General features: G+C 57.7%; 12 protein-coding genes. 6 read left to right on the top strand and 6 right to left on the bottom strand.

Features of this window, described 5'->3' with window-relative positions; genetic code table 11:
- Positions 1–170 precede the first annotated feature (170 nt).
- Positions 171–908 carry a Bax inhibitor-1 family protein gene (locus ACFVTJ_RS20260; protein WP_386910400.1) on the top strand — a complete coding sequence of 246 codons (738 nt, stop codon included), beginning with the start codon at positions 171–173 and terminating at the stop codon, positions 906–908.
- Between the two features lie 133 nt (positions 909–1,041).
- Here the strand turns inward: ACFVTJ_RS20260 and ACFVTJ_RS20255 are convergent, their stop codons facing one another.
- The 3 genes from ACFVTJ_RS20255 to acnA form a co-directional block, all read right to left on the bottom strand.
- Positions 1,042–1,434 carry a DUF2794 domain-containing protein gene (locus ACFVTJ_RS20255; protein WP_386910399.1) on the bottom strand — a complete coding sequence of 131 codons (393 nt, stop codon included), beginning with the start codon at positions 1,432–1,434 and terminating at the stop codon, positions 1,042–1,044.
- A gap of 400 nt (positions 1,435–1,834) precedes the next feature.
- Positions 1,835–2,575, bottom strand: a complete 741-nt coding sequence (locus ACFVTJ_RS20250) for a DUF1223 domain-containing protein (RefSeq protein ID WP_386910398.1) — start codon at positions 2,573–2,575, stop codon at positions 1,835–1,837.
- Between the two features lie 189 nt (positions 2,576–2,764).
- Positions 2,765–5,458, bottom strand: a complete 2,694-nt coding sequence (gene acnA / locus ACFVTJ_RS20245; protein ID WP_386910397.1) for an aconitate hydratase AcnA — start codon at positions 5,456–5,458, stop codon at positions 2,765–2,767.
- A 269-nt stretch (positions 5,459–5,727) separates the two neighbouring features.
- On the opposite strand from acnA, the gene ccmA reads away from it, so the two are divergent.
- The 5 genes from ccmA (at position 5,728) to ACFVTJ_RS20220 (ending at position 8,847) form a co-directional block, all read left to right on the top strand.
- Positions 5,728–6,369, top strand: coding sequence for a heme ABC exporter ATP-binding protein CcmA (gene ccmA, locus ACFVTJ_RS20240; protein ID WP_386910396.1), 642 nt, complete (start codon positions 5,728–5,730; stop codon positions 6,367–6,369).
- 202 nt (positions 6,370–6,571) lie between these two features.
- Positions 6,572–7,231 carry a heme exporter protein CcmB gene (ccmB, locus tag ACFVTJ_RS20235; protein WP_386910395.1) on the top strand — a complete coding sequence of 220 codons (660 nt, stop codon included), beginning with the start codon at positions 6,572–6,574 and terminating at the stop codon, positions 7,229–7,231.
- Positions 7,232–7,305: 74 nt separating this feature from the next.
- The gene (locus tag ACFVTJ_RS20230) at positions 7,306–8,067 is read left to right on the top strand and encodes a heme ABC transporter permease (RefSeq protein ID WP_386910394.1); all 762 of its coding nucleotides are present in this window, start codon (positions 7,306–7,308) and stop codon (positions 8,065–8,067) included.
- 4 nt (positions 8,068–8,071) lie between these two features.
- Entirely contained in the window at positions 8,072–8,245 is a 174-nt protein-coding gene (gene ccmD / locus ACFVTJ_RS20225) for a heme exporter protein CcmD (RefSeq protein WP_386910393.1), read from the top strand.
- Positions 8,242–8,847, top strand: a complete 606-nt coding sequence (locus ACFVTJ_RS20220) for a DsbE family thiol:disulfide interchange protein (protein WP_386910392.1) — start codon at positions 8,242–8,244, stop codon at positions 8,845–8,847. Before ccmD ends, ACFVTJ_RS20220 begins: the two co-directional genes overlap by 4 nt.
- A 15-nt stretch (positions 8,848–8,862) precedes the next feature.
- Here ACFVTJ_RS20220 and ACFVTJ_RS20215 read toward each other — a convergent pair whose 3' ends face one another.
- The 3 genes from ACFVTJ_RS20215 to ACFVTJ_RS20205 all read right to left on the bottom strand — a co-directional run bounded on the left by ACFVTJ_RS20215 (position 8,863) and on the right by ACFVTJ_RS20205 (position 11,410).
- A complete protein-coding gene (locus ACFVTJ_RS20215; protein ID WP_386910391.1) occupies positions 8,863–10,044 on the bottom strand; it encodes a diguanylate cyclase domain-containing protein in 1,182 nt (393 codons plus the stop codon).
- Positions 10,045–10,166: 122 nt separating this feature from the next.
- Positions 10,167–10,763, bottom strand: coding sequence for a DUF2585 domain-containing protein (locus tag ACFVTJ_RS20210; RefSeq protein ID WP_386910390.1), 597 nt, complete (start codon positions 10,761–10,763; stop codon positions 10,167–10,169).
- Positions 10,760–11,410, bottom strand: a complete 651-nt coding sequence (locus ACFVTJ_RS20205; protein ID WP_386910389.1) for a septation protein A — start codon at positions 11,408–11,410, stop codon at positions 10,760–10,762. Before ACFVTJ_RS20205 ends, ACFVTJ_RS20210 begins: the two co-directional genes overlap by 4 nt.
- Between the last annotated feature and the right edge of the window lies 1 nt (position 11,411).

Here is an 11,411-nt window from a genome sequence, read left to right as displayed (position 1 = left end):
TCGCCAAAACGTGAGGGCTTTTCGCGCATATGGTGTCTTTTCGGCGGGAAAAGGCCTTGTATCGGACACGATCTGCCATCATATTCTCAATCAGGCTTGCTGAAGCTCCGCAGCGGCGCCCGGGAGGTATCCCGACACCGTAGCAATCACGGAGCTCAAAAGAGGAAACAATGGCTGACTTTAACAATTACCAGAACCGCATGGCGCAGACCCGTGCACAGTCTGGTGCGATGATCGATGAAGGTCTTCGCGCCTATATGCTCAAGGTTTACAACCTTATGGCGCTGGCTCTGGTCATCACCGGCGTTGCAGCGTTCGCCACCTTTACGCTCGCGACGACCAATCCGGCTTTCGCCCAGTTGCTCTATGCGTCGCCGCTGCGCTGGGTTGTGATGCTCGCACCGCTCGGACTGGTGTTCTTCCTTAGCTTCCGTATTCAGAACATGAGCGTTTCCGCCGCTCAGATGACCTTCTGGGTCTATGCAGCGCTGATGGGCGTGTCTCTGTCCTCGATCTTCCTGGTCTATACCGGCCAGAGCGTCGTACAGACCTTCTTCGTGACCGCTGCCTCGTTCGGCGCGCTCTCGCTTTACGGTTACACGACCAAGAAGGACCTGTCCGGCATGGGTTCGTTCTTGATCATGGGTCTGTTCGGCCTGATCATCGCCTCGATCGTCAACATCTTCCTGGCATCGTCCGCGCTGCAGTTTGCAATCTCCGCGATCGGTGTACTGATCTTCGCAGGCCTTACCGCCTACGATACTCAGAAGATCAAGGAAATGTATTTCGATGGCGACGAGGTTGCCGTGGCCGGCCGTAAAGCCATCATGGGTGCGCTGACGCTGTATCTCGACTTCATCAACCTGTTCATGTTCCTCCTGCAGTTCATGGGTAACCGTGACAAGTAAGGGTAAGGACCCGACTGGCAAATATGCGAAAGGCGGCCGTAAGGCCGCCTTTTTATTTACCGTATTTTCAACCGACTGCCTCGTCACCAGCCTGCCGCCTAAAGCCGCGACAGAATAGCTCGACCATCTCATCTCACTCGATAAGCTTCAGAACCTTGTCGAAAACCTTGAGAACCTGCGGCAACTCGTGGCCGCGCTTGAGAATGCGGCCATCCACATTCACAACGCAATAAGCGCCCTGTTTCGCAGCCAGCTTTGGGTTCTTCTCGATCCTGTAGAGCGGCATTTCACCCGACCGTTTGAAGACGGAAAACACCGCCTTTTCCTTCAGGTGATCGATGGCATAGTCACGCCATTCCCCTTCCCCCACCATGCGGCCATAGATACGCAGGATAGCATCCAGCTCGCGGCGGTGAAAAGTGACCGGCAGAGGATCCTTATTCTTCTTATATTCGCGGAGATCGATAACGGTGGAATTGTCGCGTGAAGCGGTCTGCACCCGCTGCACATCCGGTTGATCGGTCATCCAATACCTCCGAATCCACCCACATCATCCATGCAGTGTGAGCCTGGGAGGGTGAAATTGCAAGCCTTTGCACCGCCATCACGCACAGGAGAGCGTAATCCGGGAGATGTTCGACAAGCTTTCGAATGGCAGGGGAAACAGAAAGTGACAACACAAAATTCCATCCCTCTATCCCTCCGAAAGAACTGCCAACGACAAAAGCAGGGGTTAAAAATGGTAACCATTTAGGCAGCCATTTTCACATGGCCTGCCGTATTTCGGTCAAACCATGGCCCGAATTGGATGGAATAGTCCTATTGTCAATTGATGCCTAGGCACCAAGATGACCCGGTCCGGTGCATTGACCCTTTACCCCCAGCCCCCAATGCCCGGATCGGATCTTCCATCGCCAACTCGGCGATTACGGTTTTTCATTCCCCAGCAGAATACTTGCGCCGACGATTGCCGCGGGATCGCCGCTGGCATTTGCCGTCTGCAACAGCACGGCGCATCCGCCCTTCTTCACCTTTGCCACCACGCTGGCAGGAAGCTTCACCGTCATCGGTGAACCATCCCACATGCCGACGGTCTGCACATCGTAAACGCTGTGCCAGTAGGACATTTTTTTCCCTTGGTTTTCGCCTTTCTGCACATCCACGGTCTGCTCGCGAGTGAAATAGGCCACCACAACATCGGCCTTGCCACTACCCGCACCAATATCGATCTCCACCTCATCGCCGGCGAATTTCGAAGAGACGGGTACGTTCAGGCCTTTGCCCTCACGCTTGAACGCATCGAGCCTATCATAGATGCCGCGGACATCAGCACCCTTGACGTGGTCGCGGCCATTCAGAATGGCCTGCGGTGTATAGACGCCGTTGCGGCCGAGCGCGCGCATATAGCCATATTGGCGATCGGTATTTTCCTTCGAGGCCAGCGAATCCACCCAGCCGAGATAATTCCAATAATCGACATGGTAGGAGAGACCGACGACATCACCCTTCTGGATCATCTTGCGCAAGGCTTCATCCGCCGGCGGGCAGGAAGCGCATCCCTGCGATGTGAACAATTCGACAACGCCCTTCACTGCCTCCTGCGCCTGTGCAGAGGTGACGAGAAGCGTGCCGAGAAGACATATCGACAGAGGAAATTTCAGGGGCATTACAAAAACCTTTGTCCGGAAGATATCCAGACGAATTGATGCGATCAATTTCGCCCGGATGCAAACCGGAAAATAACGTCTAACGCCCTTCAATAGAAAGTCACGAAGGGGTGAGGGCCAATCACAAAAAAAGAGACTGAAAAACGAAAGGCGCCGGGATTCCTCCCGGCACCTTCGATTGTCAAAGCGTTACGCGGCCAGATCCCGAAGAACGGTCTGCAAAATGCCGCCATTGTTCATGTAGATCACCTCATCAAGCGTATCGATGCGGCAAAGAAGCGGAACCTCCTTCACCGTGCCGTCACTGTAGGTGATCTTGGCGATCTTCTTTTCACGCGGTTTGATCTCGCCTTCGAGACCGTCGATCTCGACGATTTCATCGCCCTTGAGGTCGAGGCTCGCCCAGGATGTTCCCTCTTCGAAGACGAACGGCACGACGCCCATACCGACCAGATTAGAACGGTGAATACGCTCGAAGGACTGCGCGATGACCGCCTTGACGCCAAGCAGGTTGGTGCCCTTGGCCGCCCAGTCGCGGGATGAGCCGTTACCATATTCGACACCCGCAAAGATGACGAGCGGAACGCCCTCTGCCTTGTACTTCATGGCCGCGTCGTAGATCGACATCTCTTCCTTGGACGGATAGTGGATGGTGTAGCCACCTTCCTTGCCGTTCGGGCCGAGCATGTGGTTACGAATACGGATGTTGGCGAAAGTGCCGCGCATCATCACTTCGTGGTTGCCACGACGCGTGCCGTACTGGTTGAAGTCGGCAACGCCAACTCCATGCTCGGTGAGGTAAGCACCGGCAGGCGATGCCGCCTTGATCGAACCGGCCGGAGAAATATGGTCGGTCGTGATCTTGTCGCCAAAGAGACCGAGAACGCGCGCGCCCTTGATGTTCTTGAGACCCGAACCCGTCTTGCCCATGCCCACGAAGTAAGGTGGGTTCTGGACATAGGTCGAATTGTCGTCCCAGGCATAGGTCTGGCCCGGCGGAACCTGAACGGCCTGCCAGTTGGCATCACCTTTGAAGACGTCGGCGTACTTCGTCTCGTAAAGCTCGCGGGTGACATATTTCAGGATGAACTCCTGGATTTCCTTGGAGGTCGGCCAGATATCCTTCAGATACACCGGGTTACCGTCCTTATCATTGCCGATCGGCTCCTTGGTCAGGTCCTTCTGGACCGTGCCGGCAAGGGCGTAAGCAACGACGAGGGGCGGAGAGGCCAGATAGTTCGCCTGCACGTCAGGCGAGATACGGCCTTCGAAGTTGCGGTTACCGGAGAGAACGCCAGCCGCAATCAGGCCCTTGTCGTTGATCGTCTTGGAGATCGGCGCCGGCAGCGGGCCGGAGTTGCCGATGCAGGTCGTGCAGCCGAAGCCGACGAGGTTGAAGCCGATCGCATCGAGATCCTTCTGCAGGCCCGACTTGTCGAGATATTCGGCAACCACTTGGCTTCCGGGCGCAAGCGATGTCTTCACCCATGGCTTGGAGGTCAGTCCCTTGGCAACAGCATTGCGGGCAAGAAGGCCGGCCGCGATGAGGACGGAGGGGTTGGACGTGTTGGTGCAGGAGGTGATGGCGGCAATCGCCACATCGCCGTGACCAAGATCGAAGTCCTCGCCTTCAACCGCGTAGCGGCTCGAAAGCTGGCCGGGCTTCTTGTAGTCGTTCTCAAGAGCCGTCGCGAAATTGGGCGCGATGGTTTCAAGCGGCAGCCGGCCTTCAGGACGCTTTGGGCCGGCCATGGACGGTACGACGTCGCCGAGGTCAAGTTCCAGCGTGTCGGTAAAGACAAGATCGGAACCGTCGCCGGTGCGCCACATATCCTGAGCCTTGGAGTAGGCCTCCACAAGGGCAATACGATCTTTCGCACGGCCGGACATCGTCAGGTAATTGATGGTTTCGCTATCAACCGGGAAGAAACCGCAGGTCGCGCCATATTCCGGGCCCATATTGCCGATGGTCGCACGGTCGGCCAGAGACATCGAATCAAGGCCGGGGCCGAAGAATTCGACGAACTTGGAAACGACGCCCTTCTTGCGCAGCATCTGCACGACGGTCAGAACGAGGTCGGTCGCAGTGACGCCTTCCTTGACCTTGCCGGTCAGCTTGAAGCCGATGACCTCAGGCAGAAGCATGGAAACCGGCTGGCCAAGCATGGCCGCTTCAGCCTCGATACCACCGACACCCCAGCCAAGAACGCCAAGACCATTGATCATGGTCGTGTGGCTGTCGGTGCCGACGCACGTATCCGGGTAAGCGATCGTCTCGCCATCCTCTTCCTTGGTCCAGACGGTCTGGCCGAGATATTCAAGGTTGACCTGGTGACAGATGCCGGTGCCGGGAGGGACAACACGGAAGTTTTTGAAGGCCTGCTGGCCCCACTTCAGGAAGCGGTAACGCTCGCCATTGCGCTCATATTCAAGCTCGACGTTGCGGGCAAAGGCGTTGGGCGTGCCAAATTCATCAACGATAACGGAGTGGTCGATGACAAGATCAACAGGAACCAGCGGATTGATCTTTTCCGGATCGCCACCGAGAGCCTTGAGACCGTCACGCATGGCGGCGAGGTCGACCACGGCGGGAACACCGGTAAAGTCCTGCATGAGAACGCGGGCGGGGCGATAGGCGATTTCGTTTTCCGTCAGGCCCTTATTGTTGAGCCATTCGGAAACCGCCAGAATATGTTCCTTGGTAACAGACTGGCCGTCTTCGAAACGCAGGAGATTTTCCAGCAGGACCTTCATGGAATAGGGCAGCTTGGAAACGCCCTTCAGGCCATTTGCTTCGGCCTTGGGTAGGCTGAAATAGACATAGTCCTTACCATCGACGGTAAGAACGGAACGACATTTGAAACTGTCGAGTGATTTGGGCATGGATATAAACCCCGCTTACACTGATAGCCAACACGTTCGTGCGGACACCTATGCACTCATGCACATCAGGATGCGGGTACGACCATTTCCGCTGTCCGCACGTGAAAATTGCTCCTCGCAATCGTCAAGTCCGGCGCAAGATGATGTTCACGCCGGCCGCTGGCGTGTTGACACCCATATAGATAATTTCAGACAAACGTGCCAGACCATTCCACGACGCTAATCGATTTTTTTATGATCGAGCGGCAAATTTTAATCGGAACCGCAGCATGCATCTGACGGCGGAAAATCTTGGCGTGCGACGCGGCGAAGATTTCATATTCATGAATATTTCCTTCAAGTTAAGCGGCGGCGAGGCACTGGTGCTGACCGGCCGCAACGGCTCGGGAAAATCGACGCTGCTGCGCACGGTGGCCGGTCTGTTGAGGCCCGAACAGGGCAGCGTAAAGATAGCCGGCGAAGGGGTTGACGACGAGATGCGGCCGTCAGAGGCTTGCCATTATCTTGGACATCGCAATGCCATGAAGACGGAACTGACAGTTTCCGAGAACCTGCGCTTCTGGAAGGATTTCCTCGGAGACTTTCAAGGCGCAGACGGCATCCCGATTGACGACGCGGCAGAGATCGTTGGCCTTGCCGGCATTACCCATTTGCCCTTCGGTTATCTTTCCGCCGGCCAGCAGCGCCGCTTCGCGATGGCAAAGCTCCTTGTCGCATGGCGGCCAGTGTGGATTCTCGACGAACCGACTGCGGCGCTCGACAGGGCGGCAGACGACATGTTTACCGATCTTGTGAAAGACCATCTTGCAAAAGGCGGGATCGTTCTGGCGGCAACCCATCAGCCGTTGGGGCTAACGAATGCGCGGGAATTGCAGATGACGGGGTTTGTGGGTGTGGAGGCTTGGGCGTGATGGCGATGTGCACGCGGCTTACCCCCCTCTGCCCTGCCGGGCATCTCCCCCTCAAGGGGGGAGATCCGCAGGTGGCCGTTCTGGCGCTCCATTCTCAAACCTTGAGATTGCCGAGACCTAACCGCGAGTCGATCTCCCCCCTTGTGGGGGAGATGTCCGGCAGGACAGAGGGGGGTAAACTTCACCCACCGAGGTTCCACCAATGACCGCCCTCTTCCTCCGCGATATCAAACTCTCCATCCGCGCCGGCGGCGGCGCGCTAATCGGCGTACTGTTCTTCATGACCGTGGTTGCCGTCATCCCTTTCGGTGTCGGTCCCGACCTCAACCTCTTGGCCCGCATTGGCCCGGCCATTGTCTGGATCGGCGCACTTCTGTCCGCCCTTCTCGGGCTCGACCGGCTGTTCCAGGCGGAACGCGACGACGGATCGCTCGATCTCATCCTGATGCAGGAAACCCCGTTGGTGCTAACCGTCTTCGTCAAATGCCTGGCGCACTGGGTATCAACGGGCCTGCCCCTGGTGCTGGCATCGCCCCTTCTCGGCCTGTTCATGAACATGGACGAGGTGGCAATCGGCGCGGTGATGCTCACCCTTCTCGTCGGCTCACCCGCCATCACTTTCATTGGCGCAGTTGGAGCGGCGGTTGCCGTTGCCCTGCCACGCGGCGGCCTTCTAGTTTCCATCCTCGTCCTGCCGCTCGCCATTCCGGTGCTGATCTTCGGTGTCAGCGCGTCCTATGCAGCCGTGCAGGACCCGGCACCTTTCCTGCCGCCCTTTCTCATTCTCTGCGCGATCACGCTATTTTCAGCCGTGACCGGCCCTTTCTTTGCCGCTTTGGCGCTGCGCAATGGTATGGATTGATGAAACCGCGATGGATGACCCCCTGTTGACAGGGATCAATTGCGGGGCGGCCATTCTCGGGTTACACAAACGGCATGAACGAGCAGACCTTCACCATCACCAAGTTCAGCGATCTCGCCAATCCCACGCGCTTTCTGGCGCTGGCCGCACGCATCCTGCCATGGCTCGCCGGTTTGACCGCACTGGTGCTGGCGGCCGGCCTCTACATGTCCTTCAGCTCAGAGGGAGATTACCAGCAGGGTTACACGGTGCGCATCATGTATGTGCACGTACCTTCCGCATGGCTGGCGATGATGTGTTATTCGGTGATGGCAATATCCGCCATCGGCACCCTCGTCTGGCGTCACCCACTGGCCGATGTCAGCCACAAGGCGGCAGCTCCCATCGGTGCAGCCTTCACGCTCATTGCGCTTATCACCGGCTCGCTCTGGGGCAAACCCATGTGGGGAACCTGGTGGGTGTGGGATGCGCGGCTCACCTCCGTTTTCGTCCTCTTTCTGATGTATCTCGGGCTGATCGCACTCAACCGCGCCATGGACGATCCCTCCAGAGCCGCCCGCGTCAGCGCCGTGCTGATCCTCGTCGGATTTGTGAATATTCCGATCATCAAGTTTTCGGTCGAGTGGTGGAACACGCTGCATCAGCCGGCAAGCGTCATCCGCATGGGCGGTTCCGCCATCGATGCGGAGTTCCTGTGGCCGCTTCTGACCATGGCCCTCGGTTTCACACTGCTGTTCTTCACTTTGCACATCGCTGCCATGCGTAACGAAATCTGGCGCCGACGCGTAGCCGCGCAACGCCGGCTTGCTGCCCGCATGGCGAACCGGGAGGGCTGAGGGGATGACGCACGCCTTTTATATCGGCATGTCCTATGCTGCGACCGGTCTCGTCGTTCTCTGTCTCATCGCCTGGGTCTTCTTGGACGGTCAGGCACGCAGGCGGGAACTGAAGGAACTGGAAGCATCCGGCGTGCGCCGCAGGGCAAGAGCCGGTTCCGCAGGTGATGCGCAATGACGCAGGCCAGCCAGAATGAGGATGCCAAAGCCAAGACGACCGGCCGCGCCCGTTATGCGCTGGCATTGCTGCCGCTTCTGCTCTTCGGCGGCTTTGCCCTCGTCGCCGGCAAGATGCTGTATGATCAGGATGTGAACGGCCTGGATATCAGCGCTATTCCCTCGGCACTCATCGGCACCAAGGCGCCCTCCTTGTCGCTGCCGCCGCTGGAAGGCTCGAACCTGCCCGCACTCACCGACGCCGCCATCAAGGGCAAGCTGACGCTGGTCAATGTCTTCGCCTCGTGGTGCATCCCCTGCCGGCAGGAGCACCCGCTGCTTCAGGAACTGGCGAAGGACAGCCGCATCACCGTCGTCGGTATCAATTACAAGGACAAGCCGGACAATGCCCTGCGCTTCCTCGGCGAACTCGGCAACCCGTTTGCTGCCATAGGTATCGATCCCAACGGCAAGGCGGCGATTGACTGGGGTGTCTACGGCATTCCCGAAAGCTATCTGGTCGGCAGGGACGGTACGATCCTGTTCAAAAAGGTCGGACCATTCGACGCGCGCAGCATCGAGCGTGACCTCATGCCGGCGATTGCAGCCGTAGCCGGACAATAGCGAGCCCGCAACAGATCACCTGCCGGAAATGATCCTGAGTGACGGTCCCTCAGCCGGCAACCGCGCACCCTCCAGCACGACCTGATCACGCCCACCACGTTTCGCGGCATAGAGACTGTCGTCAGCCCGTTTGATGGCGTCGTGGATGGAGTGATCACCTCTAGCAATGGCTGACACGCCGAAACTCGCCGTTATCTGCTCCGGAATGCCACGATTTGTCCAGTCGAGCGACGAAAACGCCGCGCGTATTGCATTTGCCACTTGTCCGGCCGCTGCCGCCGTCTGATCCGGCAGGAAGACCACGAATTCTTCGCCGCCGAAACGTGCCACCAGCGCACCATTAGAAGTATGCCGCCTGAGCAGATCAGACAGGCCGATCAGAACGATATCGCCTGCCGCATGGCCGTGAATGTCGTTGATGCGCTTGAAGTGGTCGATGTCACAGGTGATGACGGCACCATTGGGTGTTTCGTTGCGAAAGTCGGGCACATGGCGGTCAAAGCCGCGCCGGTTCAGCACATCCGTCAGCGGGTCATGTTCCGCCGCATGCTGGTGCCTTTCGACGGTGACGGAAATCTGGCTCGCAAGGACGGACAAGGCCAGCAGGAAACCGAAAATGCTGGCCGTCAGCTGCATGTAAAACGCGTAGTCGGACTCGAAGAATTCGCTGAGCTCGATCATCGATCCGTTCGGCGTCATGACCAGAAGCGCGCCGATGCGCACCAGCGTTTCCGCGACCACAAGACAGGCGATCCCAACCATCATCCTGTCTGCAAGCGTTATCGGCCGTTTGCGGACGACCCAAACAGGGATGGCAAGCAACAGGGCGCAAATGAGATCGCCGATCACCAGTTCTCGCTTCAAATCCGGCGTCACGACAACGTGGAAGGAAACAAACAGCGCCGCGACAAGGACGATCGACAGCCGTGCCTTAGTGTAAAGCGGCTGCTCGAAATGCGTGAGCAATGCGTGGCCAAACAGAAAGAAGGCGGAGAAGAAGAGCAGGTTCGACAGGATCGCCTGCACTTCGAACGGAAGACCGCCCAAAACAAGCGGCGTCGCGAAACCGAAAGCCGCCGACAAATATCCGAAGCCCCAATAACGGGCCGAAGCATGCCCAATCCGCTGCAGGAACAGGAACACCACGCCGAATGTCAGCATGATGAAGGGAAGAAGATAGGCGAAATTATCTTGCAAGGAGGTTCTGCCGGATAAAGAGACGAGCTTTTGAACCCGAATCTTAGCCGAACGCCATTAAGAAAACCTGCATATGACGAAATACTTTCCGGCGGTTCCCGTAGGAGGCATTAGACGCTTTATCACATCTGCGGCAGCGCGTTCTGCCATTCCTTGATCGCCTCCACCGGCCAGACGAGCATGACCACGTTGAGCGTCAGATTATCGCGGATCAGCCAGCCGGTGAAGATTTCGAAGGAGATGGCGATCAGGACCGTCAGCCAGACCGGCACTCGCGCAGCGAACAGGAAACCCAGCGCCATGAAAACCGTGTCCATCGCCGAGTTCAAGATGCTGTCGCCGGTGTACCCCAGCGCCATCGTCGCCGTACGGTAGCGATCGATGATGATGGGCGAGTTTTCGAGAATTTCCCACGCCGCCTCTACCAGAACCGCGAGCGAAAGCCGCATGGAAAGCGGCTTGTTGCGGAACAGCAGCCACGCAAACCAGTAGAATAGGAAGCCATGAATGATGTGCGAGGGCGTATACCAGTCCGCGAGATGCTGCGAATTGCCCGGCGTGTTCACGCCCGGTTCGAACAGCTTCACATAACCGCATTCGCAGATGGGAATGCGACCCATGGCGTAGAGAATGATGATCTGCAGGAGAAGCAGCCCGGCGGCCACGCCGAACCATTTGAGCGAACGCGAACGGGAAGCCGGTATCTCCGCAACTGTCATTTTTCGTCCTTGCCAAGCGGCTCGACAGAATGGCGCATCACAAGCGGCATCTGCGCCATGGTGAAGATGATGGTGATCGGCATCGTACCCCACACCTTGAAGGCCACCCAGGTGTCTGTAGAGAACATGCGCCAGACAACCTCGTTCAGCACCGCCAGAAAGAGGAAAAAGATGCCCCAGCGCAGCGTCAGCTTGCGCCAGCCCTCATCCGTCAGTTTGAAGGCGGAATTGAAGACGTAACCGAGCAGCGATTGGCCGAAGAACAGGCCGCCCAGCAGAATAACGCCGAACAGCGTGTTGACGATGGTCGGCTTCATCTTGATGAAGGTATCGTTCTGCAGCCATAGCGTCAGCGCGCCGAACACAAAGACGACGATGCCAGAAATCAGTGGCATGATCGGCAATTTCCGCGTCAAAATCCACGACACAGTCAGGGCGGCGGCAGTCGCAATCATGAACAGGCCGGTGGCGATGAAGATCGGGCCGCCAAACTCTGTTAGAACCGGAAAAGTGGTGGCAAGCCATTCGCCGCGGGAATTGGCGAAAAAGAAAACGACGAGCGGGCCAAGCTCAAGCACGAATTTCAGGAGCGGGCTGATTTCCGCCACCATCTTTTCGCTCTCCTTGGAATTGCTTTCAATATCCATA

Source organism: Agrobacterium sp. NPDC058088 (assembly GCF_042885035.1).
Taxonomy (GTDB): Bacteria; Pseudomonadota; Alphaproteobacteria; order Rhizobiales; family Rhizobiaceae; genus Agrobacterium.
The sequence above is the reverse complement of the archived record's forward strand: the minus strand, read 5'-3'. Positions and strand labels throughout refer to the sequence as shown.

Bases quoted from the DNA above. Each gene is read 5' to 3' on its own strand.
- acnA (WP_386910397.1), bottom strand. From the start codon at position 5,458: ATGCCCAAATCACTCGACAGTTTCAAATGTCGTTCCGTTCTTACCGTC.
- ACFVTJ_RS20205 (WP_386910389.1), bottom strand. From the start codon at position 11,410: ATGGATATTGAAAGCAATTCCAAGGAGAGCGAAAAGATGGTGGCGGAA.
- ACFVTJ_RS20250 (WP_386910398.1), bottom strand. From the start codon at position 2,575: ATGCCCCTGAAATTTCCTCTGTCGATATGTCTTCTCGGCACGCTTCTC.
- ccmD (WP_386910393.1), top strand. From the start codon at position 8,072: ATGACGCACGCCTTTTATATCGGCATGTCCTATGCTGCGACCGGTCTC.
- ACFVTJ_RS20260 (WP_386910400.1), top strand. From the start codon at position 171: ATGGCTGACTTTAACAATTACCAGAACCGCATGGCGCAGACCCGTGCA.
- ACFVTJ_RS20255 (WP_386910399.1), bottom strand. From the start codon at position 1,434: ATGACCGATCAACCGGATGTGCAGCGGGTGCAGACCGCTTCACGCGAC.
- ACFVTJ_RS20230 (WP_386910394.1), top strand. From the start codon at position 7,306: ATGAACGAGCAGACCTTCACCATCACCAAGTTCAGCGATCTCGCCAAT.
- ccmA (WP_386910396.1), top strand. From the start codon at position 5,728: ATGCATCTGACGGCGGAAAATCTTGGCGTGCGACGCGGCGAAGATTTC.
- ACFVTJ_RS20210 (WP_386910390.1), bottom strand. From the start codon at position 10,763: ATGACAGTTGCGGAGATACCGGCTTCCCGTTCGCGTTCGCTCAAATGG.
- ACFVTJ_RS20220 (WP_386910392.1), top strand. From the start codon at position 8,242: ATGACGCAGGCCAGCCAGAATGAGGATGCCAAAGCCAAGACGACCGGC.
- ccmB (WP_386910395.1), top strand. From the start codon at position 6,572: ATGACCGCCCTCTTCCTCCGCGATATCAAACTCTCCATCCGCGCCGGC.